Origin of the sequence: Marinithermus hydrothermalis DSM 14884 (assembly GCF_000195335.1) — a bacterium.
GTDB classification, from domain to species: Bacteria; Deinococcota; Deinococci; order Deinococcales; family Marinithermaceae; genus Marinithermus; species Marinithermus hydrothermalis.
In genome coordinates, this window is sequence record NC_015387.1 from 78594 (window position 1) to 102681 (window position 24088).

28 protein-coding genes are annotated in these 24088 nt (G+C 69.4%); 12 read left to right on the forward strand and 16 right to left on the reverse strand.

Translation table 11 applies throughout. The features are described from left to right. Nucleotides 1-7: 7 nt before the first annotated feature. From MARKY_RS00410 to MARKY_RS00470, 13 genes are all read right to left on the reverse strand, one after another. The gene (locus MARKY_RS00410; protein ID WP_013702895.1) at nt 8-1480 is read right to left on the reverse strand and encodes a phosphodiester glycosidase family protein; all 1473 of its coding nucleotides are present in this window, start codon (nt 1478-1480) and stop codon (nt 8-10) included. Between the two features lie 3 nt (nt 1481-1483). Continuing rightward, a complete protein-coding gene (locus MARKY_RS00415) occupies nt 1484-2227 on the reverse strand; it encodes a glucodextranase DOMON-like domain-containing protein (RefSeq protein WP_013702896.1) in 744 nt (247 codons plus the stop codon). Continuing rightward, the gene (locus MARKY_RS00420) at nt 2224-3444 is read right to left on the reverse strand and encodes a gluconeogenesis factor YvcK family protein (RefSeq protein ID WP_013702897.1); all 1221 of its coding nucleotides are present in this window, start codon (nt 3442-3444) and stop codon (nt 2224-2226) included. The genes MARKY_RS00415 and MARKY_RS00420 overlap by 4 nt, the downstream gene beginning before the upstream one ends. Nucleotides 3445-3484: 40 nt before the next feature. Next, nucleotides 3485-4318 carry an RNase adapter RapZ gene (gene rapZ / locus MARKY_RS00425; RefSeq protein ID WP_013702898.1) on the reverse strand — a complete coding sequence of 278 codons (834 nt, stop codon included), beginning with the start codon at nt 4316-4318 and terminating at the stop codon, nt 3485-3487. 10 nt (nt 4319-4328) lie between these two features. Continuing rightward, a complete protein-coding gene (mpgP, locus tag MARKY_RS00430) occupies nt 4329-5150 on the reverse strand; it encodes a mannosyl-3-phosphoglycerate phosphatase (protein ID WP_013702899.1) in 822 nt (273 codons plus the stop codon). Next, entirely contained in the window at nt 5147-6331 is a 1185-nt protein-coding gene (gene mpgS / locus MARKY_RS00435) for a mannosyl-3-phosphoglycerate synthase (protein ID WP_013702900.1), read from the reverse strand. Before mpgS ends, mpgP begins: the two co-directional genes overlap by 4 nt. 23 nt (nt 6332-6354) lie before the next feature. Beyond that, entirely contained in the window at nt 6355-6627 is a 273-nt protein-coding gene (locus tag MARKY_RS00440) for a metal-sensitive transcriptional regulator (RefSeq protein ID WP_013702901.1), read from the reverse strand. A 60-nt stretch (nt 6628-6687) separates the two neighbouring features. Further along, on the reverse strand, nt 6688-8022 hold the full coding sequence (gene dnaB, locus MARKY_RS00445; protein WP_013702902.1) for a replicative DNA helicase: 1335 nt from the start codon (nt 8020-8022) through the stop codon (nt 6688-6690). Nucleotides 8023-8131: 109 nt separating this feature from the next. Beyond that, on the reverse strand, nt 8132-8587 hold the full coding sequence (gene rplI, locus MARKY_RS00450) for a 50S ribosomal protein L9 (RefSeq protein ID WP_041658120.1): 456 nt from the start codon (nt 8585-8587) through the stop codon (nt 8132-8134). A 20-nt stretch (nt 8588-8607) separates the two neighbouring features. Beyond that, on the reverse strand, nt 8608-8862 hold the full coding sequence (gene rpsR / locus MARKY_RS00455) for a 30S ribosomal protein S18 (protein ID WP_013702904.1): 255 nt from the start codon (nt 8860-8862) through the stop codon (nt 8608-8610). Beyond that, the gene (locus tag MARKY_RS00460) at nt 8859-9665 is read right to left on the reverse strand and encodes a single-stranded DNA-binding protein (protein WP_013702905.1); all 807 of its coding nucleotides are present in this window, start codon (nt 9663-9665) and stop codon (nt 8859-8861) included. Before MARKY_RS00460 ends, rpsR begins: the two co-directional genes overlap by 4 nt. A 9-nt stretch (nt 9666-9674) precedes the next feature. Then, complete coding sequence (gene rpsF / locus MARKY_RS00465) at nt 9675-9983, reverse strand: 30S ribosomal protein S6 (protein WP_013702906.1); 309 nt, start codon at nt 9981-9983, stop codon at nt 9675-9677. An 82-nt stretch (nt 9984-10065) separates the two neighbouring features. Continuing rightward, a complete protein-coding gene (locus MARKY_RS00470; protein ID WP_013702907.1) occupies nt 10066-10746 on the reverse strand; it encodes a tetratricopeptide repeat protein in 681 nt (226 codons plus the stop codon). A 76-nt stretch (nt 10747-10822) separates the two neighbouring features. Between MARKY_RS00470 and MARKY_RS12170 the strand changes: the two genes are divergently transcribed. Then, a complete protein-coding gene (locus MARKY_RS12170; protein ID WP_013702908.1) occupies nt 10823-12337 on the forward strand; it encodes a tetratricopeptide repeat protein in 1515 nt (504 codons plus the stop codon). A gap of 188 nt (nt 12338-12525) precedes the next feature. Beyond that, the gene (locus MARKY_RS00480; protein WP_013702909.1) at nt 12526-13299 is read left to right on the forward strand and encodes an SAM hydrolase/SAM-dependent halogenase family protein; all 774 of its coding nucleotides are present in this window, start codon (nt 12526-12528) and stop codon (nt 13297-13299) included. On the opposite strand, the gene surE is transcribed toward MARKY_RS00480, so the two are convergent. Then, entirely contained in the window at nt 13296-14057 is a 762-nt protein-coding gene (gene surE / locus MARKY_RS00485) for a 5'/3'-nucleotidase SurE (RefSeq protein ID WP_013702910.1), read from the reverse strand. The two genes, MARKY_RS00480 and surE, sit on opposite strands and share 4 nt — an antisense overlap. A 5-nt stretch (nt 14058-14062) precedes the next feature. After that, nucleotides 14063-15139, reverse strand: a complete 1077-nt coding sequence (locus tag MARKY_RS00490) for a fatty acid desaturase family protein (RefSeq protein WP_013702911.1) — start codon at nt 15137-15139, stop codon at nt 14063-14065. 183 nt (nt 15140-15322) lie between these two features. Here MARKY_RS00490 and MARKY_RS00495 point away from each other — a divergent pair, with 183 nt between their 5' ends. Further along, on the forward strand, nt 15323-15964 hold the full coding sequence (locus MARKY_RS00495; protein WP_013702912.1) for a rhomboid family intramembrane serine protease: 642 nt from the start codon (nt 15323-15325) through the stop codon (nt 15962-15964). A 73-nt stretch (nt 15965-16037) separates the two neighbouring features. On the opposite strand, the gene MARKY_RS00500 is transcribed toward MARKY_RS00495, so the two are convergent. Continuing rightward, entirely contained in the window at nt 16038-16802 is a 765-nt protein-coding gene (locus MARKY_RS00500; protein WP_013702913.1) for an enoyl-CoA hydratase/isomerase family protein, read from the reverse strand. A gap of 140 nt (nt 16803-16942) precedes the next feature. On the opposite strand from MARKY_RS00500, the gene infC reads away from it, so the two are divergent. The 9 genes from infC to bshC all read left to right on the forward strand — a co-directional run bounded on the left by infC (nt 16943) and on the right by bshC (nt 24040). Further along, the gene (gene infC / locus MARKY_RS00505) at nt 16943-17479 is read left to right on the forward strand and encodes a translation initiation factor IF-3 (RefSeq protein ID WP_013702914.1); all 537 of its coding nucleotides are present in this window, start codon (nt 16943-16945) and stop codon (nt 17477-17479) included. Nucleotides 17480-17553: 74 nt separating this feature from the next. Then, nucleotides 17554-17751 carry a 50S ribosomal protein L35 gene (gene rpmI / locus MARKY_RS00510; protein ID WP_013702915.1) on the forward strand — a complete coding sequence of 66 codons (198 nt, stop codon included), beginning with the start codon at nt 17554-17556 and terminating at the stop codon, nt 17749-17751. An 11-nt stretch (nt 17752-17762) separates the two neighbouring features. Beyond that, entirely contained in the window at nt 17763-18113 is a 351-nt protein-coding gene (gene rplT / locus MARKY_RS00515; protein WP_013702916.1) for a 50S ribosomal protein L20, read from the forward strand. A gap of 68 nt (nt 18114-18181) precedes the next feature. Then, on the forward strand, nt 18182-18649 hold the full coding sequence (locus tag MARKY_RS00520) for a COG2426 family protein (RefSeq protein WP_013702917.1): 468 nt from the start codon (nt 18182-18184) through the stop codon (nt 18647-18649). 5 nt (nt 18650-18654) lie between these two features. Continuing rightward, a complete protein-coding gene (locus MARKY_RS00525; protein WP_013702918.1) occupies nt 18655-20328 on the forward strand; it encodes a glycerol-3-phosphate acyltransferase in 1674 nt (557 codons plus the stop codon). Next, the gene (gene mqnB, locus MARKY_RS00530; protein ID WP_013702919.1) at nt 20329-20988 is read left to right on the forward strand and encodes a futalosine hydrolase; all 660 of its coding nucleotides are present in this window, start codon (nt 20329-20331) and stop codon (nt 20986-20988) included. A 45-nt stretch (nt 20989-21033) separates the two neighbouring features. Next, nucleotides 21034-21873: a 1,4-dihydroxy-6-naphtoate synthase gene (locus tag MARKY_RS00535; RefSeq protein WP_013702920.1), complete on the forward strand. Its 840-nt coding sequence runs from the start codon at nt 21034-21036 to the stop codon at nt 21871-21873. 9 nt (nt 21874-21882) lie between these two features. Next, nucleotides 21883-22524, forward strand: a complete 642-nt coding sequence (locus MARKY_RS00540; RefSeq protein WP_013702921.1) for a Crp/Fnr family transcriptional regulator — start codon at nt 21883-21885, stop codon at nt 22522-22524. Continuing rightward, nucleotides 22511-24040: a bacillithiol biosynthesis cysteine-adding enzyme BshC gene (gene bshC / locus MARKY_RS00545; RefSeq protein WP_013702922.1), complete on the forward strand. Its 1530-nt coding sequence runs from the start codon at nt 22511-22513 to the stop codon at nt 24038-24040. Before MARKY_RS00540 ends, bshC begins: the two co-directional genes overlap by 14 nt. The last annotated feature ends 48 nt before the right edge of the window (nt 24041-24088 follow it).

The following is a 24088-nucleotide window of genomic DNA, read 5'->3' on the forward strand; positions in this document are numbered from 1 at the left end:
GGAGGGGTCACTTGGGGTAGAGGGCGAGGCCGTTCACCACCGGCCGCGCCTTCTCGGGAAAGACCAGACGGCCCTGAACGTACAGTTGCGCCGACCCCCCCGCGTCCATGCGGATCGCGCTCCACGCGCCAAGCTCGAGCAACGCCTGGGCGAACACCCGGGGCGTCGTGGGGTCCGACACCACCAGCCACAGCGTGCCGTCCCGCCTCCAGGCCACTCCGGCCTGGTAGGTGACTTTTGCGACCTGCGGCGCGCCCGGCCGGAACCCCTCGGCCTCTGGCGTGTACGCGAGCCGCCCGGCCTGCACGAGGAGTGGTCCGGCCTCGAGGGCGTACCGTACGGGCGGCTCGAGGCGGCCGTAGAGCTTGAGGGGGTCGCCGGGGCGAAGGCGCCGCCAGGGCTCGGCGTCCGGCGGGAAGGCAAGGGCCCAGTGCCCAGCCGGCAGCGGGTACGGCGCGTCGTGCAACCCCACCACCCGGTCGTTCTTCACGAGGGCGACGCGCTCCCCGGCGCGCCCCGCGGGGCCGGGCAGGGTGTACGCGGTGAGCCGGGCGGGCCAGCGGTTCACGCCGGTGGGGTGCGCCTTTCCGTCGGGCCCCACGACGAAGGCCTGGAACTTGGGGACGCCGGCGAACAACGCCCCGTCGTTCCAGAGGAGGGCGCTGCGGCCGAACGGGTAGCCGAGCGGTACCCCGTCCGCGACCCAGAGCCCGATGGGGGTGCCGGAGGGAGGGTCGAAATACCCGCCGTTGAGGAGGGCGAGCGCGTCCGGGGCGAACTCGTGGAGGGGCCGGCGCTCCCCGGGCTGGCCCACCGGGAGCAGCCGCCAGCTTCCCGGAGCGGCCTCGACAAGGCGGAGCTTGAGGGGGGCGGGGGACCAGTAGTACACCTCGCGGTAACGGATCCCCGGAGCGAGGGGTTTAGGGGGTGGGGGCGGCTCGAGGAAGTACAGGTCCAGCACGTACCGGGGCGGGGCCGCAAGGGGAAAGGCGCGCCAGCGGTAGAGGCGGTCTTTAGGCGCGGTGAAGTAAAGCGTGACGCCGTCCGGGCGGTACTCGAGGCGCAGCCCCTCGAGGTCCGGGGGGTTGGGGATGAAGTAGGGGAGGTCGAAGCGGTACTGGCCGTTCGAAGGGCCGTCTGTGCGGGGGCCTTCCCAGTACACCGCCAGGTCCAGGACGAGCCGCAACCGGTCCTCCCGCAGGGCGTAGCGCAGGTGGGCGCTGGGGGTTTGAGGGGCGACGAGACCCGCCGCGCGGATCACCCTCTCGTCCAGGCGGTGATCCGGGCCTTTTGGGGGGGGCAGGGCCGGGGGGAGGGGCGGGGCCCACCCCACCCCCGGGACGTACGTGAAGCGCTGCGTGCCGTTGCTAAAGGTAAGGGTGCCGTCGGGAGCGGCCTGGACCTCGAGGCCCAGCCACGCCGCGGGCACCTGGGCGAAGGCTACGCCCAACAGAAGCACGAACCCGGCGAGCCGCTTCATACATTACTGACGATTCCCGACACCCTCCTGAGGTTCGTGAGGGCGGCGGGAGCGCCGGAAGGCGAGGAAGAGCGCGAGACCCCCCAGGGCCCAAAGCCCGAGGGCGGCCCCCCGCCACAAGGAGAAGCGCAGCCCGGCCCGGGCGGGGGGGAGGACGCCGCTCGCGTACACCGCCGCTTGGTTCCGAGCGAGCACGTCCACCGCACGCGGCGCCGCCTCGGGGCCCTCCAGCCGCCAGGGGCCGCCGCCAGGACGCACCGCGCGGAACCCCCAGGGCTCGAACGGGTCGTACAGGCCGACCGCGACGTAGTACCCGTACGGGCCGGGGGGGAGGTCGGTGTGGATGCGGATCCATTCCCCGTCCCGTTCGGCGCGCACGGGGCGGGGCAGGACGCCCGGCGCGCGGGCTTCGGCGCCCCAGCCGGTGAGGAGGTAGGCGCGCTCCCACCCCTGGCCCTTGGGGGTGCGGAGGCCCGCGCCGGGCAGGACCTCCTCCCCTCCGGGGCCGGTATCCACGTAGATGGCGATCACGGGCAGCGAGAAGCCAAGCGGCGCCTCCGCGGGGTTCGGGTACCGATCGAGCCGCACGGAGAGCACGAGGTTCGCGTCCTGGACCGTGACCTCGAACCCCGTGAGGTCCGCGAACCCCACCTCCTGGTACACGGGCGCGGTGGGGTAGGCGTACCCCGGGCCGCGGTCGTCGCCGGCGGGGTCGAGGAGGGCTAGAGCGAGGAGCAGCCAGATCATCGCGCTAATCCTATCAAGGCGCGCACCACCTTCTCGGGGTCGTGCTGCGCGAGGGGGCCGGCCTCCAGGAAGTCGCCCGCGATGACCCGCACCCCATCGGCCTCGAAGGGACGGGGGTCGAACGCCACGGGCTCCTGGCCTTCGGCGCGGTACCGGGCGAGCACGGGATCGGGGATCGGGGCGGTGTTGACCAGCACCACGTCCGGGCGGCGGCCCAGGTGCTCGGCGACCGCCTTGTAGTGCGCGTAGGCGTCCATCCCGTCCGTCTCGCCGCACTCGGTCATGATGTTCACCAGGTACACCAGGCGGCCTTTGGCCTCCCGAACCGTGCGGCTGACTTCGGGGGTGAGGAAGCTGGGGATCACGCTGGTGTAGAGGCTGCCCGGCCCCAGCACGATCAGGCGCGCTTGGCGTAGGGCTGCCACCACCTCGGGCATGGCCGGCACCTCCGCCGGCTCGAGGCCCACCCGCCGTACCGGCCGGCCCACCTCTCTCAGCCGGGTCTCGCCGGTCTCGACGCGGCCGTCCATGAACTCCGCCACGAGCCGGGCCGGCTCGGGGGTGGAGGGGTAGACCGCGCCGCGCAGGGCAAGGGCGCGGTTGGCCTCCCGGAGGGCTTCGGCAAAGTCCCCGGTGAGCTCGTAGAGGCTCACGAGGAACAGGTTCCCGAAGGTATGCCCCGCGAGCTCACCGCCGCGGCGGAAGCGGTACTGCATCAGGGTGGGGAGCCGCTCGGCGTCGGAGAGGGCGGCCAGGCAGTCCACCAGGTCCCCTACCGCGGGCACGCCGAACGAGCGGCGGAGCCGCCCGGTCGAGCCACCGTCATCGGTCACGGCGACCACTGCGGTGAGGTGCGTGGTGTGCTGCTTCAAGCCCTTCAGCACGCGGCTGAGCCCCGTGCCCCCGCCGAGCGCGACGATGTGCGGGCCGGCCTCGAGCTTGCGGCGGACGTACACCACCTCGGGCACCTGGTCGGGGTCGGTGAGGGCGGAGAGCATGCTGCGGTTCATCGTGCGGATACCGATCACGAACACCCCAAACCCCAGGGTGAAGAGGAGGAGGCCCGAGGCCCAAAGGGGGAGGTTCAAGAGGACGGCCCAGCGGGCGAGCTCGATCATCCAGTCCAGTACGGGACCCTGCCAGGAGAGCTGCGCCACCCCCAAGAACATGAGGAGCATGCCGAGAAAGGCGACGAAGGCGTAGCGCTTGACGCGCATGCCCGGAAGCAGCCACCGGGTACTGGGCAGGGAAGGGCGTTTATTCCTTGTCCACATCGCGGTGCTCCACCTCGAGCGTGAACCGGCTGGCGAGGTCCTCCCCGAGCCGAATGGCGGTCGCGACGCTGCGGTGCCGGCCCCCGGTACAACCGATCGCGACGGTGTAGAGGCCTCGCCCGGCCTGGCGCGCGGCGTCGGCGGCCAGGCCGGTGGTGGTGAGGAGGGCGCGGTAGTACGCCTCGAACTCCGGCCGGAAGATGTACGCGGCCACCTCGGGGTCCGCGCCGGTGCGGGGCTTGAGCTTGGGGGCGTAGTGCGGGTTGGGCAAGGCCCGGACGTCCAGGACCAGGTCGGCCTCCCGCGGGGGACCCCACTTGAAGCCGAAGGAGACCAAGCGCAGCACGAAGGCTTCCGCTTCGCCCAGGTAGGTGCTGAGGAAGGCCTTAAGGTCACGCGGGGTTTTCTGGCTGGTGTCCACGACCACGTCGGCCAACGCCCGTACGGGCGCGAGGGCGCGGCGTTCCTGGGCGATCTCCGCGAGGAGGTTGCCCGTGCCCAAGGGGTGGACCCGTCGCGTGAGGTTGTAGCGCTTGAGCAGAACCTCGGAGCTCGCCTCGAGGTACACCACCTGTACCCGCACCCCGGCCTGGCGCAGCGTGGCGAGGGCGGCCTCGAGGTCGGGCAGGAAGGCTTCGGCGCGGATGTCCACCACCGCGGCGGCCCGCTTTAGCCCTTGGGCCTCGAGGGTCTCGACAAGGGCGGGCCAGAGGGGCGGGGGGAGGTTGTCCACCGCGAAGTACCCCAGGTCCTCCAGCGCGAACCGGGCGGTGGTCTTGCCGGCCCCGGACATTCCGCTGATCACCACGAACCGCATCCCTGTTAGTCTACCGTGGCGCGTTTGCGTCGAGGAGGGCCTCGATCGCGCGCCGCCACCCCACAGGACCCACCCCCCGCACCCGCTGGAGGCCCGCGAGCGGCATCGCTTCCCAGCCGCCCGTGGGTTTCTCAACCAGGATGGGGCGGTCGACCGCCTCGAGCATCGGGCGGTCGTTCGGGCCGTCCCCGAGGGCTACGGTGTACACCGGGCCGAACGCTTTGCGGAAGAGGGCGGTGAGGATGCGGACCGCGCGGCCCTTGTCGCTGGGGCCCGTCGCGTGGTAAAAGCGCCCCCCGTGCGTCCAGCGCAGTCCCGCGGCCTGGATGGCCTCGAGGATTCGCCGGACCTCGTCCGGGCTGCCCTCGAGCACGAGGGTTTCGTCGTACTCGCGGGCTTGAGCGCGCCGGGCAGCCTCGAGGCTCAGGCCGGTGCGCGCCGCGACCTCCTGGGGGGTGAGGTCCCCGAACCCCCGAACGGGCAGGCCGAGCCGAGCCTCGATCGCTTTGAGGCGGCGGCGGATCTCGGGGTAAGGGAGGCCCAGCTCCAGGACCTGGTACCCGTCCCGGGCCGCGGCGCCTTCGAGGGGGAAGGGGAAGTACCCCTCAGGGATGAAGATCGCCCCGCCGTTTTCGGCGATGAAGGGGTCGGTGACGCCGAGGGCCTGGCGGTGCACTTCGAGCTCCGCGCGGGTCTTGGCGGAGCAGAAGACGACCGGGATGCCGCGGGCTTGGAGCGCGGCGAGCGCGGGGCGGGCCGCGTCCGCGCGGTAGGTGGTGGGGTCGAGCAGCGTGCCGTCCAGGTCGGTAAAGACGACGAGGTGGGGGGTCATGGTTGGGGGACGCTGAAGCGGGCGCGGTGCGGGCGCAGGGCCTCGGCGAAGGCGTCGAGGTCCGCCGTCATGGGGGGGGCGATCAGACGCGGGGCGGGCGGGGCCGTCTGCCCTTCCTCCAGGGCCTTGTGCCGCTCGAGGTCCTCGAGGATCAGGGTGCGGGTCACCTCCTCGGCGAGGGCGGAGTGGTAGACCGTGCCGGTGCAGGCCCGCAGCATGGCCGCGATGTGCGCATTCCCTTTTTCTTCGTGTAGGTGCGGGTTGCGGGTCTCGATCTGGAAGACCTCCACCCCGTGCTCCGCCACCTCGGGCGGGTCGATGGGGTGGAGGCCGCCGAACCGCTCGAAGATCGAGACGAGCTCCTGGGGCTCGATCGCGTACCCGGAGGCGTAGGGGAGGAGCCGGGCGAGCGTCCAGGTCATGGCGTGCTCGCCGGCGCAGGCCGTCTTGATCACGTCGGTCTCGAACCCGGTGTGCATCGAGAGGAGGGAGTTCATGGCCCGGTTGGTTTTCTCGGAGACCCGGCCCCATTTGCGGAAGAAGAGCCCTTCCTCCTCGTTGGGTTTGGGTTTGTACCGCCAGAGGATCCGCACCATGGCGTAGGGGGTCTGGGCCAGGGCGAACCCCGCGGCGTAGCAGCGCACGTACTCCCAGACCGCGCCGGGGAAGTAGTTGTCCGCGTCGATGAACCCCACGTACTCCCGGCCCGCGAGGCGCGCGAAGAGCATGGCGAGGATCATGCCCTCGGCCTTGCCGCTGCGCACGAGCCCGTCCTCGTCCAAGAGGTCGGCGTACCCGGAGGCGCGCGCCGCCTCGGCCAGGAGGGGGTCTTTCTGGTGGAAGATCAGGGCGCGGCGGCGGGTGAAGTGGCAGAACTCCTCCAGGGTATCCCGCTCCATCTTGAAGCGGTCCGGCGTGCTGTTGGAGGCCACGATGATCAGGCAGTCGTGCGGCACGCCGGAGAGAACGCCTTCGAAGAGCTTGAGCTTCTCGTTGCGGGTGGGGATGACGATGGCCATGCGCTCGAGGACCTGCCGTAGGGTGTCTTCCTCGAGCTTTTTGACCGCGACGTACTCGTGCGTGTCTCGGGTGTGCCCGGAGTCGAGCTCCAAAACCTTTTGGACCTCGTGGATCTTGACGGAACCGAAGCGTTCCGTGTGCCGGGGCAACTCGATGCGCACGCCTCTAGTTTACCAAGGGGCGGCTAGACGAACTTCTTGAGGACGGTAGCGATCTCGTCCGGTTTGGCGGCGTTGCCCTCGGCGACCTCGGCGGCGCAGAGCACGAGGAACTCCTTGAGGATCACGTTCGCTGCGGACTCCATGGCTTTCTTGGTCGCGGTCATCTGGGTGAGGACCTCGTCGCAAGGCCGCCCTTCCTGGACCATTTTTTGCAGGCCGCGGACCTGGCCTTCGATGCGGCGGAGGCGCTTGAGGATGCTTTCGACGACTTCGGGGCCTAGGTCGGTCGTATTCATAGCGCCCCCATTATATACCGGTACCCCCTATCTACATAAGGCTAAACTCAGGAAGCGTGTTCAGATCTCGTCCTTGGCCAGGTCGTTAAAGCGCACGTGCGCCGCGTGGAACTGCAGCTCCACCGTGCCTGTGGGGCCGTTGCGCTGCTTCCCGATGATGATCTCCGCGATCCCCGCCTTCTCCGAGTGGGGGTTGTAGTAGTCGTCCCGGTAGATGAAGACCACCAGGTCTGCGTCCTGCTCGATCGAGCCGGACTCCCGGAGGTCCGAGAGCATGGGGCGTTTGTTGGGGCGCTGCTCGACCGCGCGGGAGAGCTGGCTGAGCGCGATGACCGGCACGTTCAACTCACGCGCGAGCCCCTTAAGCCCCCGGGAGATCGCCGCGATCTCCTGCTGGCGGTTCTCCCCGTTCCGGCCTGTCTGCCCGCCGGACATGAGCTGCAGGTAGTCGATCACGATCAGGCCTAGCTTGTGCTGGCTCATGAGCCGGCGCGCGCGGGCCCGGAGCTCCATCAGGGTCATGTCCGGCGTGTCGTCGATATAGATCGGGGCTTCCGCCAGGCGGCCCGCGACGTCCACGAGCCGCGCGAAATCCCGGTCGGAGAGCTGCCCTTGGCGCAAGCGGTTCATGTCGATGCGCGCCTCGCTGCACAGCATGCGCGTCACGAGCTGGATCGCGGGCATCTCCAGCGAGAAGATCGCGACCGGCTGCTCCCCTCGGAGCGCGACGTTCTGCGCGATGGTCAGCGCGAACGCGGTCTTTCCCATCGAGGGGCGCGCCGCGATGATGTTGAGGGAGCCCGGGGTCAACCCCCCGATCATCTCGTCCAGGTCGCGAAACCCCGTCGCAACCCCGCTCGGCAAGCCCTGGTGCTCGTAGAGCAGGTTGATGTGCTCAAAGGTCTCGTGCACGAGCTCCTTCATCGTCTGGAACTCGTGCTGCGGCCCCTGCACCGAGACCTCGAGGATCTTCTTCCCTGCCGCGTCTAGGATCTCGTCCAGGCTGCCGGCCTCGTCGTAGGCCAGGCGCATCACCTCGCCCGCCGCGGCGATCAAACGGCGCAGGGTGGCCTTCTCCGCCACGATGCGGGCGTAGTGCTCCGCGTACGCCGCGGTCGGCGTGCTCTCCGAGAGCCCCACCAGGTAAGTGACGCCGCCCACCGCCTCGAGCTCCCCCCGGCTGCGGAGCTCCTCGGTGAGCGTGACCAGGTCCACCGGTTCGTTGCGCGCGGCGAGGGCCTCGATGGCCGTCCAGATCTTGCGGTGGGCCTCCTTATAGAAGGAGTTCGCGGTGATCACGCCCTCGAGGCGGTTGAGGATCTCGTTATCGAGCAGCACCGCGCCGAGCACGCTGGTCTCGGCCTCCAGGTTGTGGGGGGGTACCCGTCCCTCCATACGCGCCGTCCCCTACGCCCGCTGTACCGCCGCGGGAGAAGAGTAACCCAGGGCCCAGGACCAGTCTATCCCCTCCAGCGTCCCAAGCCCTGGGGTCCTAGCGGTCGGGTTAGGCCTCTTCCTCCAGCGCCTCCACCACCACCTTGAGGGTCATGGGCACCTCAGGGTGCGGCTTGTACGCGATCGCGTACTCGCCCAGCTCCTTGATGGGTCGGGTGAGGTCCAGCCGCTTCGGGTCGATCTCGATCCCGTGCTGGGCCTTCAAGGCCTCGGCGATGTCGCGGCCGGTGACCGAACCGTAGATCTTGGTCTCGCCCGCCCGCACCCGGATCACGAGCGTCAGGTCCTCCAGGATCTCCTTCAGGCGTTCGGCCTCGGCCTTCCGCTCCGCGGCGCGCTTGGCCTGCGCCCGGATCTTGGCCTCGAGGGCCTTCAGGTTCGATTCCGTCGCGGGGACCGCGTACCCGCGGGGGAACAGGTAGTTGCGGGCGTACCCGGGGCGGACCCGCACCACCTGCCCCACGTCGCCCAGGTTCTCCAGGGGCTCGAGCAGGATTACCTTCATCGCCTTCATCCCGCTGCCTCCTATTTGCGCACCAGCTTCTCGGTGAACGGAACGATCGCCAGGATGCGGGCGCGCTTGATCATCTGGGCGAGGCGGCGCTGGTGTTTCGCGCACACGCCCGTACGGCGGCGCGGCAGAATCTTGCCCGTCTCGGACAAGAACCGCATCAACATCTCCCGGTTCCGGTAGTCGGTGATCTCGAGTTCACCCGTGCAGAACTGGCAAACCTTGGGTTTGCGGAACCTTCTTGGACGCGAGGCTCGTTTCGTGCTCAAAACGGCAAATCCTCCTCCGGCGGGAAATCCTCTAGGCCTTCGTCAATGTCCACCCCACCCGTCTGGGCCATCTGGGAACCGGTCCCGCCACCTCCGGGGCCACGGGTGAGGCGTTCCAGCCGCTGCGCTTCCACCCGCGTGATGAAGCGCCGTTCTCCCGTCTGCGTGGTCCAGGAGTCGTTGACCAGGCGGCCGATCACGAGCACGCCGTCGCCTTTCTTGAGGCTGGCGGCCCACTCGGCCAGGTCCCTCCAGGCTTGAACCTCGACGAAGTGCGTCTTCTCCTGCTCCCCCGCGCGCGTGGAGAACCGTTCGTTCACCGCGAGGCCCATGCGGGTGACCGCGGTGCCTTGCGGCGTGTAGCGCAGCTCGGGGTCGCGCGTGAGGTTGCCGATCAGCGTGACCTGGTTCAACCCCGCACGCAGCCGCTCCTGCCCCCGGGCGTCGGTCACGGTCAGGTCCGCGCCCTTGCCCTCGGGGTTCAGGGGTTCGATCCGGTCCACGCGCACGTCCAGCGCGCTGCGACGACCGCCCTCGGCCTCCCAGCTGCGGTAGTCGAGCCGCCCCTCCACGAACACCGGCGTGCCCGCCGCGAGCTGGTCCGCGAAAAGCTCCGCGTACCGCCCGAACATCTTGACGCGGTGGTACCAGGCGAGCTCCCGGGGCGTGCCGGCCTCGTCCACGATCTGGTCGTTGCCGGCCACGGTCACCTCGAGGACCGCAAGCCCCCCGGGGGTGTAGCGGAGCTCAGGGGTTTGGGTCACGCTTCCAATTAGATAGACGCGGTTCAAGCCTTTCGCCATGGGACCATTCTACGCCTTCTTGGTCCGCCACTCCGGACGATCACGCACGATGAGGACCCGGCGCACGTTATCGCGGACGCGCAGTTCGTTCTCCAGGGGTTTCGCCTTGGCCGGCTCGAGCTCCACGGTGTAGAAGAGGTAGTACCCCTGGGTGTCCTTCTGGATGGGGTACGCCAGCCGGCGGTTGCCCCACTCCTCCACGCCCTTCACCTCGGCGCCGAACCGCTCGAGGGCCTGCTGGATCATGTCCTTCTCGAACTGAAGCTGGTTCGGCTCGAGGTTGGGGTTGAGGATGATGTTCACGTCGTACTGCGGCATGTTCACCTCCTTTCCCTTTGGGATTGGGCCGCTACGGGCCACGGCTAGCCATTATAGCAGGGAAAGGGGGGGCAAGCCACCGTTACTCGAGCTCGGCGAGCATCCGCCGGGCCCGCTCCTGGTCGAACCGGTCCCGCGCGCTTTGGGCGGGCAGCGAAAGGGCCGCCTCCAGCTGGGCGCGTGCCTGCTCGGTGCGATTCATGCGCGAGAGGGCTTCGGCGTACTCCACCCGGTGGATGATCACCTCGGGCTCGAGGGCGATCGCCTCCTCGAAGAGGGGAATGACCCGGTCCATCCGCGCACCGTACAAGAACCCCACGCCGCGCTGCGCGAGCTCCAGGTTCCACAACGCCAGCGCGGTGCGCGCCCCGGCGTGCTGGGGGTCGAGCTCCAGGGTTTTGTTGAGGACGTTCCGCACCTCGCTCGCCAGGAAGAGGCTTTGCAGGATCCCGCGGTACTGCGCGAGCCGCCCCAGGGCCCGGCCCAGCTCGAAGTACCCCTCCGCGTAGTTCGGGTCGAGCTCGATCGCACGCCGCGCCGCCTGCTCGGCGCGGCTGAACCACATCTCGCGCTCGGCGTCGTTCTCCGCGAGGTAGATCGCCTGGAAGCTCGCGGCCTGCGCGGCGAGGGCCAGGCTCTTGGCCGTGTTCGCTTCGAGGGCCTGCGCGTAGGCCTCCTGGAACCGTCCCTCGGCGATAAGGGCTTTTGGTTGGGCCCAGACCAGGCCGCACAGGATCCCTAGGATAAAGACAACCTTCCGCATACGGACCTCCTTAAACGGTTTCGTGTCAGCCCCATCTTAATCAATCCGCTGAACGGAAACATGCTAGAGTTGGGGTATGCGGTTCCTGTGGGGCGTGCTCCTGCTCCTCGGGGGGGCGGTGGCCCAGCTCAACCCCGGACCGGCCGGGCACTACGCTCGCTGCCAAGCCTTGTACCAGGAGGGCGACCTGGAAAGCGCCGCGGCGACCTGCGAGCTGGCGTTGACCGCGGACGAGCGGTTCGTGCCCGCCTTGAAGCTGCTCGCGCGCATCCATCTGGACCGCGGCCAGCCGAAGGAAGCCGAAGCCTACCTCGAGCGCCTAACGGCACTCACCCCCACGGACCCGGAGGTGGGGGTGTTGGTGGCCCGCCACCGCCTGGCGGTAGGCCGGCCGGCCGAAGCCCTGACCCTGTTAGCGGACCGCCGGGAGGCCGAAGCCTTATGGCTCAAGGGGCAGGCCCTGGCCGCGCTGGGGCGGTACCCGGAGGCGCTCGAGGCTCTGCAGGCGGCCTGGGAGGCGGGAGAGGTGCGCGCTCGGCTGGACGCGGCCCGGGTGTACGAGCGGCTCGGGCGTCCGACCGAGGCCCTCGCGGTCCTGCCGGAGGCGGGGCCGGAGGTGGCGGTGCTGCGCGGCCGCCTCCTGTTGGCGGCGGGGGAGCTGGACGCGGCGGCCCGAGTGCTGGAGGACACCCTGCCCCAACTCAACCCCTTGGGGGCAGCGTACCTCGAGGCGTTGACCGCTTTGGCCCTTGCCTACTACGGTCAGGGGGAGTTCTACCGCGGCGGGACCGTACTGCGGCAGCTCGGGACGCGCGTGAACCTCGCGGGCCTCGTGTGGCGGAAGGCGTGGCTGTGGGGGGTGGGGGTCATCCTCCTCTTGGCCCTGCACCTCTACGCGGAGAGCCGGATCGAGCCCGTGAGCGCGGTGGAGATCGGCGGCGCGCCCAGCTGGGGCGTGGGCTCGGTCTACGCCGTCTTCCTGATGGGCTGGGGGGTCGCGGCCGCGGTTGCTCTTCTGGTGGGCTGGGGGGTGTACGGTAACCTCCTCGCGGTCTTCACCCCGGTGCAGCGGGAGGTGGTACGTCCGGCCTTCTACCTGAGCCTCGGCGCGGCGCTGCTGCTCTTCTCCGCGTGGCGGGTGCGCCGCAGCGGCCTCGAGGCGCGGGCCCTTTTAGGGCACCCGGCCGTCTGGCCGGTGGGGCTGGGGGTTGGGGTCTTCCTCGCCGCGGCGCTCGTGCTGTACGCTTGGCTGGCCCGCGCGGTTGGGGGGCTCGAGGCCTTCCCGGTGGCGCTCGTGCCGTGGGGGGCGCTGGCCTTTATAGGGTTTGCGTTGGCGGAGGTGGCGTTTCGCGGGTTCGCCTTCGCTGCGTTCCGGGAGCGGTACGGGCCGGACCTGGCCCCGTACTTTACGGTGCTGGCCCCGGCGCTCGTGCTGATGAGCCCGCTGCTCCTTTGGGTGGGGGTGGGGGCGGGGCTGTACTGGGTGCGCCACCGTTGGGACAGCGTCCTGCCGGGCGCGGTGGGGTTCGCGCTCGTGGGTGGGGCGATCGCCTTGTTGGGGCAGGCGCCGTGGGTGCGGGCCCTGTTCTAGACGATAAAGGGCGGCCGGAAGGCCGCCGGTCAAGGAAGGGGGATGGGCTGCCAGCCCAAGGTCCAGTTTGCGCGGGGGGCGGGCAGGGGGGCGTGATATTGCGCACACCCTTTAATTGGACTCGATACAGGAAACTGGGGTTCCGGAGACGGGCAAACGCCGGCGTGTAGGCTGAGGAAGCCATGGCGATGCAAGGCACACCGCGCACCGTCTTCTTCCTCTCGGACTTCGGGGTGGAGGACGCCTACGTCGGGATCGTCAAGGCCGTCATGGAGGGCATTGCGCCTGGAGTGCGGATCGTGGACCTGGCGCACGCCCTGCCCCCCCAGGACCTGCGCCGCGCCGCTTACCAGCTCTACGAGGCGGTGCCCTACCTGCCCCAAGGTGCGGTGGTGCTCGCGGTGGTGGACCCCGGGGTGGGCTCGAGCCGCCGCGGGCTGGTGGTCGTGGGGGAGCGGCTCGTGTACGTGGCCCCGGACAACGGGCTGCTCACGCTCGCGTGGTTGCGGGACCCGCCCCGGCGGGCCTACGCCTTGGAGAACCCCGCCTACCGGCTGCCGGGGGTGTCGGCCACCTTCCACGGGCGGGACGTGTTCGGCCCCGCCGCGGCTCACCTGGCGCGCGGGGTGCCGCCCGAGGCCTTCGGCGCCGAGGTTCCGGTGGCGGCGTTGCAGCGGCTGCCGGTGCGGCTGGGGCGGGGGCCTGGGGGGGAGGTCCTGACCTTCGACCGGTTCGGGAACGCGATCACCACGATCCAAGCCCCCCTGCCGCCGGGGGTGCGGGCGGTGGAGGTTGCGGGGCGGCCGGTTCCCCTCGCGCGTTACTACGCCGAGGTCGCGCCTGGGGCCCCCCTCGCGTTGGTGGGCTCGAGCGGCCTGGTGGAGGTCAGCGTACGGGAGGGCAGCGCGCGGGAGGCGCTGGGGCTAAGGGAGGGGGACCCGGTGCGGTTGGTGGGGCTTTAGTGGGGGTCCTGGACGGGCCAGCGATCCTGAAGGCGTTCCTTTAGGGCGTAGTCGGTGTAGTCCAGGCTGACCGGGGTGATGGAGACGTACCCGTTCTTGACCGCCCACAGGTCCGAGCCGGGCTCCTCCTCCCCGGTGGGCTCCCCCGCGATCCAGTAGTACGGCACGCCGTTCGGGTCGAGGCGCTCGATCACCGAGTCCTCGTACCGGTGCGTGGAGAGGTGCGTGACCTTAAACCCCTTGGGGCGGCCGGTGGGGAAGTTCACGTTCAAGAGGGTCTTGGGGGGCAGGCCGTGCTCCAGAACCCAGCGGGCGATGCGGGCCGCTTCGCGCGCCGCGTGAGAGAAGTCCAGCTCCTCCTGCCCGCTCACGTCCATGCTGAACGCGATCGAGGGGATGCCCATCGAGGTGCCCTCGAGGGCCCCCGCGACCGTGCCGGAGTGTGTGAGATCGAGGCCTAGGTTCACCCCGATGTTGATCCCGGAGGCGATCAAGTCGGGCCGGCCCAACAGGTGCACGCCCAGCACCACACAGTCCGCCGGAGTGCCGTCCACCCGGTAGGCGGGGATGGGCTCGAGGCCGGCGGAAGCCGTGTGCTTGAAGCGCAGGGGGCGGCGCACGGTGATGCCGTGTCCGACCGCGGACTGCTCCACGTCCGGCGCGACCACATAGACCTCGCCCACTTCCGCTAGGGCTTGGGCGAGGGCTTTGATGCCGGGGGAGAAGATGCCGTCGTCGTTCGTGACCAGGATGCGCATCACGCTTAGTCTACTGCGCGGCGCTGTTGGGTCCGGGTCGGTGGGGCCTTGGGGGCCTTGAGGGTCTCCTCTAGGCCGAACCCGAGCGTACCGAAGACCCGGTTCGTGCTGAGCTCGATCAGGTTGCGTTCGTCGCGGTAAAGGCGGGGGGTCTTCCACAGGTAGTAGAGGGCCTTCCAGTGGGGCAGCTCGTTGTACCGCTCGGGCCACATCTCCTTGAGGAGGGCCGCGACCCGCGGGGCGTGGATGGGGTTCATCGCGGGGAAGACGTGGTGCTCGGTGTGGTACCCGAAGTTCAGGTGCAGCCACTCGAGCCACCGGGGGTTGCGCACGGTCAGGCTGTTGAGGAGCGGGTCGTTCGTGTGCGTGAGGGGGTTGAGGAGGTGGTTGGTGGCGATGTAGCTCATGACGGTGAAGTTCGTGAGGAGGAGGGGCAGGAGGTAGACGAACGCCCAGTCTGCGGGGCCGATCCAGAGGAGAAGGCCACCCCAGACGAGGAGGGGAAGGACGGCCTGGGCGAGCACAACCCGCCGCTCGCGTCCCTTGAACTCGGGGAGGAAGCGCCGGAGCATCATGAGGGCGTGGAAGCTGAACCAGAAGCTAAAGGAGAGGAAGGTCAACAGGCTCCGAAGGCCGGGAGCGAGGCGGTAAAAGCGCTGGAGGAAGGGGCGTTCGCGCATGGCCTCGAGGGTACCCATCGCGTCCGGGTCGTCCTCGGGGTGCTGGGTGTGCCCGTGGTGTTCGACGTTGTGCCACTTGCGCCACAGCCGGGCCCCCACCCCGAGGGGGAGGAAGGCGAGCGTGCCGGCGATGGAGCGGATGAGGGGGTTTTTGGTGACCTGGCCGTGCAGGATCTCGTGGGCCAGGAAGCCAAGCGCGGTGAAGGCCTGAGCGATCACGAGGGAGAGGAGGAGCTTGAGGGGGATGAGGTCGGTCTGGGTGACGCCCCAAGCCGCCAGGATGAAGGTGCCCAGGTAAACGGGAAGCCAGAGGAGCCGGCGCGGGACCGGCTGGAAGGCGTCGCGGGGGAGGTGGGGTTTGAGCGCTCGGGTGTACTCGCGTAAATGCTGTTCTTCGGTCATTCGGGGTCTCCGTCTTCGTAAGGGTCACACTTCAGCGTACGCTGCGCATCCGAACCACAACGCAGGATGAAGTGCCTAACATTACTGTACCATAATACATAGGGACTTGCCCTATGAATAGTAGGGCAGAAGACCTCGGTCCGCGCCCCTACCCCGAAGCGGCGGAATCGGTAAGCTAAAGGCATGTTCCCTCTGGCCGATATCAACCGGCCTTCGCGGCCCCCGGTGGTGGTCAAGCTGCTGGTCGGCCTGAACGCGCTGGCCTTCGTCCTCGAGCTGCTCCTGCCCACCGAGGCGGTGATCCGCGCCTTCGGGTTCGTGCCCCGGGCCTTCTGGGCGGACCCGGTGGGGGAGGCCTACACGATCCTGACCAGCATGTTCCTCCACGGGGGGGTTGCGCACATCCTGGGCAACATGTGGTTTCTCTGGGTCTTTGGGGATAACGTCGAGGACCGCATGGGGCCCGGACGGTTTCTCCTCTTCTACCTCGCGGGGGGAGCCGTGGCCGCGGTCGCCCAGGCCCTCGTCACGCCCCTGAGCCCCGTCCCGATGATCGGCGCGTCGGGCGCGGTCTCCGCGGTGCTCGGGGCGTACTACGTCCTCTTTCCCCGCGCGCAGATCGTGACGCTGGTCTGGTTCGTCCTGCCCTTTACCTTCCTCCTACCCGCGGGGTTCTACCTGGGGTACTGGGCCTTTCTTCAGCTCATCGAGGGCCTCTTGGGTGTGCCCGGCATCGCCTTCTGGGCGCACCTCGGCGGGTTCTTGTGGGGCGTGTTCTTAGCGCGGCGTTTTGTGCCGCGCTGGCCGCGCTGGCGGCGGTGGTAGGGCAGCCCCCACCGTGGACAGGCCACGGTGGGGCCCTAAAGGAAGCGCGTTCAAGACGCCGCGCGGGAAACACTTAGAAGCGCGGGGCGCGCTTCTCGAAGAAGGCGCGGATCCCTTCCTTGAGGTCCCCAGTCTCCCGCACCCAGGCGTTCGCCAGGACGGCCAGGCGGAACCCGTCCTCGAGCCCCATCCCGGGTAGGGCCACGAGGAGCTCCTTGGTGAGGGCGAGGGAGGTGGGGGCGTTTTGGGTGACCTCCCGGCCGAGCTCGAGGGCCCGCTCCAGGGCCTTCCCCTGGGGGACGACCTCGTTCACTAGGCCCATGCGGTGCGCCTCGTGGGCGGGGACGAGCCGGCCGGTGAGGAGGAGTTCCTTGGCGTGTTTCTCGCCTACGGTGCGGGTCAGGATCACCCCGACCAGCGCGGCGACGAACCCGATCCTGACCTCGGTGTACCCGATCTTCGCGGTCTCGTCCATCACCACCAGGTCGCACGCGGTGGCCAGGCCCGCGCCGCCCGCGACCGCGGGGCCGTTCACCGCGGCGATCGTGGGTTTGGGGTAGGTGTACACGCGATGGAACAAGCGCATCAGCTCGCGGGAGTGCTCGAGGTTCCGTTCCGCGCCGAGCTCGGTCACCGCCTCGAGGAACTTCAGGTCCGCCCCGGCTGAGAAGGCCTTGCCCGCGCCGGTGAGGACGACGGCGCGCACGTTGGGGTCGCGCTCCGCCGCGTCCAGGGCCTCCATGAGGCCTTGAACCACCTCGGGGGAGAGGGGATTGCGCGCCTCGGGCCGGTTCAGGGTCAGGACCCTGAGGGTGTCGTGATCGGTTACATTGACCATAGCACCTCGTAGTTTATCCTGGGGGAGGAAGCTTATGCGTTGGGGAGGCGTGGGATTGCCGATTCTTGCGCCTTCTCCGGGGGGTTTTGTAGACTCGAGTCGGTTAACCGAGCGGACGTGGGTTAACCGCGTCGCTTGTTGTGGAGGTGGTTTGGATAAGGGGAGAGCATCGGGTAAATGAAGAGATCCGGGTGCGTCAGGTCCGGCTGATCGACGAGAACGGCGAGCAGCTGGGGATTCTGGACACCCGGGAAGCGTTGGCGATCGCGCGGGAGCGCGATCTGGACCTTGTGCTTGTGGGGCCGAACGCGAGCCCGCCGGTGGCCCGACTGCTGGACTACGGCAAGTGGCGCTACGAGCAGCAGCAGGCCCTGAAGGAAGCCCGGAAGAAGGCCAAGCGCCAGGAGATGAAGGCCATCAAGTTCCGGGTGAAGATCAACGAGCACGACTACCAGACCAAGCTGGGCCACGTGCGCCGCTTCTTGCAGCAGGGGCACAAGGTCAAGGTGACGATCATGTTCCGGGGGCGGGAGATGGCCCACCCGGAGCTTGGGAAACGGATTCTGGACCGCGTGGCCGAGGACCTGAAGGACCTGGCCACGGTGGAGATGAAGCCGGTGCTGGCCGGCCGCGATATGAACATGGTCCTGGCTCCTGTGGCCAAGCCCACCTCGTAATGCTATAGTGTGTCGGGTTCGGGGAGCCGACAAGACCCCCGCGGGGGCGCTTCCCGAAACGAAGGAGGATTGCGATGGCGAAGATGAAGACCCACAAGGGCGCCAAAGGGCGCGTCAAGGTGACCGCCCGCGGCAAGGTCGTGGCGATGAAGCCCGGCAAGCGGCACCTCAACTGGCACAAGTCCGGCAAGTCCATCCGCAACAAAGGGAAGAAGTTCACCCTCTTCGAAGGGGACGCGCGCCGGGTGCGCGAGCTGCTCCCCTACGCGTAAGGAGGTGCTGAATGCCGCGCGCTAAGACCGGTGTCGTTCGCCGCCGCCGCCACAAGAAGATCCTGAAGCAGGCGAAAGGGTACTGGGGGCTCCGCTCCAAGTCGTTCCGCAAGGCGATGGAGACCTTGCTGAACGCGGCGGAGCGTTCCTACGCGGACCGCAAGAAGAAAAAGCGGGATTTCCGCCGCCTCTGGATCGCGCGCATCAACGCCGCCGCCCGCCAGCACGGCATGACCTACTCCACCTTCATCCACGGGCTGAAAAAGGCCGGCGTGGAGATCGACCGCAAGATCCTGGCGGACCTCGCGGTGCGCGAGCCCGAAGCCTTCGCCAAGCTGGTGGAGCAGGCCAAGAGCGCCTAACCCCTGGGGCAAGCACCTAAGGTCTTCCCGGGGCGGCCCTAACGGCCGCCCCAAGCGCTCGGGAACGGATGGAGATGCTCTGGGTGATCCTCACGGCCATGGCGCCGGTCCTCGAGCTGCGCGGCGCGATCCCCCTGGGCGTGGCGCTCGGCCTCGAGCCCTGGCCCACCTTCGCGCTCGCGGTGCTGGGCAACCTCACGATCGTCCCGCCGTTGCTCTGGGGGCTGCCGTGGCTCGTGCGCCGGCTCGAGGACTGGCCGCCGTTCGCGCGGGCGTGGGGGTGGCTCGAGGCGCGCGTGCGGCTTAAGGGGGAGGCGCGCGTGCAGCGGTACGGGGCGCTGGGGCTATTGTTGTTTGTGGGGATTCCGTTGCCCGGCACCGGGGCCTGGACCGGGGCGGTGCTCGCGGTGGTGCTGGGGGTCGCTCCCCGGTACGCCTTCCCGGCGATCGCTTTGGGCGTGGTGCTCGCGGGTGTGCTGGTCACGCTGGCGACCACCGGGGTCCTGGTGGGGCTGCGGTATTGGGTGGGAGGATAAGTAAGGTGTTTGGGGTGTTTGTGCTGGCGGTAGTGGCGTACCTGATCGGCGCGTTGCCGCTCGGGTATTGGGCCGTACGGGCGTTGTCGGGGAAGGACCCCCGGTACGCCTCGGCCTACAACCTCGGCTTGGAGAACAGCCTCCGCCTTTTGGGGGCCAAGGCGGTGCTGGGGGCCTTCCTGGCGGATGTGGTGAAGGGGTACACCGCGGTCTACCTCGCGCGGCCGTTTGGGGTGGAGGTCGCCCTGCTCTACGCGGTTCTCGCGTACCTAGGGCACCTCTTCCCCCCGCCGCGCCTGGGCCCCAAGCGCCCCCTGAGGGCCCGCGGGGCGGGAATCCTGTTGGGGATCCTCTCCGGCCTATCCGTGGCCGGCCTGGCGTACGTGCACGCCTTCATCCCGGTCGTGGTGGGGCTCGTGGTGTACGCCGCCACCGGGTACGCCTCCCTCGCGGCGCTCTCGCTTCCGGTAACCCTCGCGGGGGTGACGAGCCTCCTGGCGCTGCCGCTGGGGGCCAAGGCTGCGGCGTGGACGCTCGCGGGACTGGCGGTGTGGCGCTACAAGGAGAACCTAGGGCGGATCCTGGACGGCATCGAGCCCCGGCTGGGCGAACCCCTGCCCCTCCCGACGGAGGACCAGGCGGTCTGCGCCTTCATGATCCACCCTATGACGATCGAGGACTTCTGGCAAAGCCCGCGCTTTGCCTGGCTGCGTCCCTTGGTGCGGCGCGGGTGGGTGAAGGCGGCCTGGGTGGAGCGGCTCGCGGAATGGATCCGCCCCATGAAGGTGGGCGAGCTGCGCGGGGTTAAGACCAAGGACGGGCGGGAGGTGCGCTGCTACCTGATCTCGGCTCCCTTGTTGCCGCACCAGATCGTGAACAAGCCCGAACTCGCCACGCGCCGCGCCATCCAAGCCGCACGCTTGGCGCGCGAGCTGGGCGCGACCGCCTTCGGGCTGGGCGCGTTCTGGAGCGTGGTGGGCGAGAAGGGCGTGAAGGTGCAGGAAGCCGTGCCGGAGATCCACATCACGAACGGCGGTGCGTACACCGCGGGCACGATCAAAGCCTCGATCCCCAAGATCCTCGAGCGCTACGCGCGGGAGGGTCGGGACCTTAAGGAGGTCACGGCCGCGGTGGTGGGCGCGAACGGCGTGGTGGCCTTCGGCATCGCGCGGCAGATCGCTCCCTTGGTGGGGCGCTTGATCCTGGTGGGGCGGAACGCCGAACGGCTCGCGCGCAGCGCGAACATCCTGCGCCGCATGCTCGAGCGCCAAGGCGCGCGGACCGAGGTCCTCGAAACCACCGAGATCGCGCGGGTCAAGGAGGCCGAACTGATCTTCACCGCCACCTCCGACCCGAACCCCGTGATCTACCCCGAGCACGTGCGGGAAGGCGCTTGGATCTACGACGAGGGCCGGCCCGCGGACGTGCACCCCGACGTGGCCAAGGTGCCGGGCGTGCGCGTGATCCCGGGCGGGGTGGTGCGTCCGCCCGGCGGCATGCGGGGCACCCTCAACCTGCACTTCGGGGAAGGCCAGGTGCCCGCCTGCCTCGCGGAGACCATGATCATGGCGGTGGAGGAGGCTTGGGACCGCGCGAGCCTAGGGCCCCAGACCAAGACCGAGAACATTCAGTTCTACATCGAAAAAGCCGCGGAGCTGGGGTTCGAGGTGGTGGACTAGATGCTCCTCCTCTCCGCCACCCCCCGCGAAGCGGCCTTCCTCGAGGCCTGGGCCGAGGAGGCCTTCACCTACCGGGGCCGCAAGGGCCTAAAGGGCGCGGGGTGGGTGTGGCTCGAGACCGGGATCGGCAAGGTGAACGCCGCGATGACCCTCGCGGCCTACGCCCAGGCACACCCCGTGGACCGCGTCCTCATGATCGGGATCGGCGGGGCCTACCCGGGCTCGGGCCTCGAGCCCGGGGCCCTCGCGTTGGCTTCGGAGGAGGTCCAGGCCGACCTGGGCCTCGTCGAGGGGGGGATGGCGGCCTTGGGGTTCCCCACCCTCGTGGTCGCGGGGGAGGCGTACCATAACCGCTTCCCCACGGACCCGGACTGGACGCGGGAGCTGGCCGAGGCTCTGGGCCTCACCCCGGTCTCCTTCCTGACGCGGGACCTGGTTTCGGAAACCCTCGAGGAAGCGCGGGCCTGGGCCGAGCGCTGGGGGGCGGCGGTGGAGAACATGGAGGGGGCGGGGGCCGCCCAGGCGTGCCGTTGGCTGGGCCTGCCCTTCGCGGAGCTCCGGGCCATCTCCAACCCCGCTGGGGTGCGTGACCGCCGGGCCTGGCGCCTGTCCCAGGCGCTCGGTGCGCTCGAGGCGGCGCTGGCCGCGCTGCTGCGGTAGCCGGGGTTACGGCCGGGAGGGGGCGGGGGGGATACAATCGGGCGTATGGAGCTCGGCTATAGTTTTTGTCCCAACGACACCTTCATCTTCTACGCGCTGACGCACGGCAAGGTCCCGAGTCCCGTGCCGGTGCGCGAGGTGCTCGAGGACGTCGAGACCCTGAACCGGTGGGCGTTCGCGGGGCGGCTGCCCCTTACCAAGATCAGTTACGCGGCGTTCGCGCACCTGCGCGAGACCTACGTGGCCCTCCGCTCGGGAGGGGCGCTGGGGCGCGGGGTGGGGCCGCTGCTCGTTGCGCGGGAGGCGTTTGAGGACCTTACCGGGAAGCGCATCGCGCACCCGGGCCGGTATACCACCGCGTACCTCCTGCTCCGGATGTTCGCGCAGGGGCAGCCGTTTGAGGCGGTGGAGTTCCGCTACGACCGGATCCTGCCCGCCCTCCAGCGCGGGGAGGTGGACGCGGGTCTCCTCATTCACGAGTCCCGCTTCGTCTACCCCCGTTACGGCCTCGTGCCGATTGTGGACCTGGGCGCGTGGTGGGAGGCCGAGACCGGGCTGCCCCTGCCGCTCGGGGCGATCCTCGCCCGGCGGGATCTGGGAGAGGAACGAATCCGCGCCCTGGACCAGGCGGTGCGCGCGAGCCTGGAGTACGCGCGGGCGCACCCGGACGAGCCGTGGGCCTACATCAAGCGGCACGCGCAGGAGTTGGAGGACGCGGTGATCCATAAGCACATCGCGACCTACGTCAACGCCTTCTCTCTGGACGTGGGGGCGGAGGGGGAGGCGGCCGTGCGGGAGTTGTTCCGCCGCGCGGAGGCGTTAGAGCTTGTCCCGCGCCACGAGGCCTCGCCCTTCCTGCCCCGCTCGGCGGGGAAACCGGTATAAAGTGGGGGTATGATCCCGGAGCTTGAGCAGGTCCTTCCCGAAGAGGCGCGGGGCGAGGCGGCGCAGATCTTCCGCCCCTTCTCCGTGAATCGGGGAAGCTACCTCTTTTACCCTGAGGACGAGGCGCGCGCCCTGTACTACGTACGCGAAGGGTGGGTGCGGTTGTTCCAGCTGGGCCAGCGGGAGGAGGAGATCACCCTGACCGTGCTGAGTCCGGGGGAGATCTTCGGGGAGGCCGCGCTGATTCCCGGGGAGAAGTACGGGCTGTTCGCCGAGGCGATGTCGGACGTGGAGCTGATCACGGCGCCGCGTGAGGATCTGCTGCGCCTGATGACCCGGTTTCCCGAGGCTCACCGCGCCCTCCTCATCCTCCTTGCCCGCCGGCTCAAGCGGGCGGAGGAACGCCTCCGGGACCTCCGCTTCAAGGAGGTCCTGCCCCGGTTGGCCAAAGCGTTGTTGATGGCCATGCGTCCCGGGAGCGAAGGGTACGAGGTCAGCCTGTCCCACCAGGACCTCGCGCACCTGGCGGGATCCACCCGCGAGACCGTCACCAAGGTCCTGGGGGAATTGGCGATGCAGGAGATCATCGAGCTGGGTTACCGTCGCATCCTGATCCTGAACCCCGAGGAACTGAAACGTGTCGTCGGTTAGGACTGCTTTTCTACAAGGAAAACTGCGCAACTTCCTGCCCTACGGGCCGGAGGACCTCCCCGCCCTGCTCCAGCAGCCCCGTGCAGCGCCGCGGGAAGCGCTCTCTAGGGCCTTACTCGCCTACCTTCGTCGGATCGGCGCTCCTGAGGAGAGCCTCCGCCAGGCCGAACGGCTCGCTCACCCCAACAGCCGCGTGGTCGTGACCGGGCAGCAGGCCGGCCTCCTCACCGGCCCGAGCTACACCTTCTACAAGGCGCACACCGCGCTCTGCCTCGCGCGCACCCACGACCGCGAGGACCGGCCGGTGATCGGCGTCTTCTGGGTGGCCTCCCAGGATCACGACACCGAGGAGGTGGCGAGCGCCTACCTCCTCGGGTTCGATGAACGGCTCGCCACGCTCACCCTCGAGCTGCCCCCAGGGCGCCCGGTCGGCCGGATTCCTTTTGCGCCCTTCCTGCCCCGGGTCCGATCCTTCCTGGAGGGGTTCGGGGGGGCGGGTTCGGTGCGGCGCGCGGTGCTGGAGGCCCTCGAGGGCGAGTGGACCTACGCCGAGGCCTTCGCGCGGGTCCTGCTGCGCTTCTTGGGGCCGCGCGGCCTGGTGGTTCTCGACCCCATGAGCCCTGAGATCGCCCCTTTGTTCCGTGCCGTGTACGAGCGCGAGCTCGACGACCCCTTGGCTTCCTCCCTCGCGATCAACGCCGCGGGCGAGGCCCTCAGGGCACAGGGGTTCGAGCCCGCGCTGGGCCGTGGGCGGGGCTCTACCAACCTCTTCATCGAGACCGATTCGGGCGAGCGCCGGTTATTGCGGTACGAGGACGGGGTGTTCGCGGACGGGGAGCGCACCTACACCAAGGCCGAGCTGCGCGAGCTGGTGCGCGACGCGCCCGGGCGGATCACGCCCGCGGCGGGCCTACGCCCCGTCGCGCAGGACGCGGTTCTGCCCACCGCGGGATTCGTGGTGGGGCCGGGGGAGATGGGGTACGTGGCCCAGCTGGGGGGTGTGTACCGCCTGCACGGCCTCGAGATGCCCGCGGTGATCGACCGCATGCACGGCGTGGTCCTCGAGCCGCCCACCCGCCGCCTTCTCGAGAAGTACGACCTTTCCCCGTGGGAGTTCATCGAGGACCCGGAGGGCGTGCTGCTGCGGGCGCTTGCGGAGCACAACGAGGCCGCGCGGCGCGTTGAGGCGGGCCTGAGGCGCATCGACGAGGAGTTCTCCCGCACCCTCGCGGCACTACCGCGGCTGGACCCCACGCTCGAGGGGGCGCTCCGGCGGGGACGCGAGCGGCTCGAGCACGAGCTGGAACGCATGCGTCAGAAGGTGCTCCAGGCCGAGCTGCGCAAGGGGCGCGTGTTGCGCGCGCAGTTCGACCGGTTGCTCGTGCACCTCAGGCCGCTGGGGCAGCCTCAGGAGCGGGTGTTGCCGTTCCTGAACTACATGCTCAAGCACGGCACGGGCGTGCTGGACCGGTTGTTGTGCAGCCCGGCGCGCGGGCGGGTGGTGCTGGAGGTGTAGCGGCCCGGGCTGGAACCGAACGGGCTTGCCTTCAGTGTGCCAAGGCGG

Excerpts from the sequence above, each read along its gene's own strand:
- MARKY_RS00410 (WP_013702895.1), bottom strand. The coding sequence starts at position 1,480 with ATGAAGCGGCTCGCCGGGTTCGTGCTTCTGTTGGGCGTAGCCTTCGCC.
- MARKY_RS00415 (WP_013702896.1), bottom strand. The coding sequence starts at position 2,227 with ATGATCTGGCTGCTCCTCGCTCTAGCCCTCCTCGACCCCGCCGGCGAC.
- MARKY_RS00420 (WP_013702897.1), bottom strand. The coding sequence starts at position 3,444 with ATGCGCGTCAAGCGCTACGCCTTCGTCGCCTTTCTCGGCATGCTCCTC.
- rapZ (WP_013702898.1), bottom strand. The coding sequence starts at position 4,318 with ATGCGGTTCGTGGTGATCAGCGGAATGTCCGGGGCCGGCAAGACCACC.
- mpgP (WP_013702899.1), bottom strand. The coding sequence starts at position 5,150 with ATGACCCCCCACCTCGTCGTCTTTACCGACCTGGACGGCACGCTGCTC.
- MARKY_RS00440 (WP_013702901.1), bottom strand. The coding sequence starts at position 6,627 with ATGAATACGACCGACCTAGGCCCCGAAGTCGTCGAAAGCATCCTCAAG.
- dnaB (WP_013702902.1), bottom strand. The coding sequence starts at position 8,022 with ATGGAGGGACGGGTACCCCCCCACAACCTGGAGGCCGAGACCAGCGTG.
- rplI (WP_041658120.1), bottom strand. The coding sequence starts at position 8,587 with ATGAAGGTAATCCTGCTCGAGCCCCTGGAGAACCTGGGCGACGTGGGG.
- MARKY_RS00460 (WP_013702905.1), bottom strand. The coding sequence starts at position 9,665 with ATGGCGAAAGGCTTGAACCGCGTCTATCTAATTGGAAGCGTGACCCAA.
- rpsF (WP_013702906.1), bottom strand. The coding sequence starts at position 9,983 with ATGCCGCAGTACGACGTGAACATCATCCTCAACCCCAACCTCGAGCCG.
- MARKY_RS00470 (WP_013702907.1), bottom strand. The coding sequence starts at position 10,746 with ATGCGGAAGGTTGTCTTTATCCTAGGGATCCTGTGCGGCCTGGTCTGG.
- MARKY_RS12170 (WP_013702908.1), top strand. The coding sequence starts at position 10,823 with ATGCGGTTCCTGTGGGGCGTGCTCCTGCTCCTCGGGGGGGCGGTGGCC.
- MARKY_RS00480 (WP_013702909.1), top strand. The coding sequence starts at position 12,526 with ATGCAAGGCACACCGCGCACCGTCTTCTTCCTCTCGGACTTCGGGGTG.
- surE (WP_013702910.1), bottom strand. The coding sequence starts at position 14,057 with ATGCGCATCCTGGTCACGAACGACGACGGCATCTTCTCCCCCGGCATC.
- MARKY_RS00490 (WP_013702911.1), bottom strand. The coding sequence starts at position 15,139 with ATGACCGAAGAACAGCATTTACGCGAGTACACCCGAGCGCTCAAACCC.
- MARKY_RS00495 (WP_013702912.1), top strand. The coding sequence starts at position 15,323 with ATGTTCCCTCTGGCCGATATCAACCGGCCTTCGCGGCCCCCGGTGGTG.
- MARKY_RS00500 (WP_013702913.1), bottom strand. The coding sequence starts at position 16,802 with ATGGTCAATGTAACCGATCACGACACCCTCAGGGTCCTGACCCTGAAC.
- rpmI (WP_013702915.1), top strand. The coding sequence starts at position 17,554 with ATGGCGAAGATGAAGACCCACAAGGGCGCCAAAGGGCGCGTCAAGGTG.
- rplT (WP_013702916.1), top strand. The coding sequence starts at position 17,763 with ATGCCGCGCGCTAAGACCGGTGTCGTTCGCCGCCGCCGCCACAAGAAG.
- MARKY_RS00520 (WP_013702917.1), top strand. The coding sequence starts at position 18,182 with ATGGAGATGCTCTGGGTGATCCTCACGGCCATGGCGCCGGTCCTCGAG.
- mqnB (WP_013702919.1), top strand. The coding sequence starts at position 20,329 with ATGCTCCTCCTCTCCGCCACCCCCCGCGAAGCGGCCTTCCTCGAGGCC.
- MARKY_RS00535 (WP_013702920.1), top strand. The coding sequence starts at position 21,034 with ATGGAGCTCGGCTATAGTTTTTGTCCCAACGACACCTTCATCTTCTAC.
- MARKY_RS00540 (WP_013702921.1), top strand. The coding sequence starts at position 21,883 with ATGATCCCGGAGCTTGAGCAGGTCCTTCCCGAAGAGGCGCGGGGCGAG.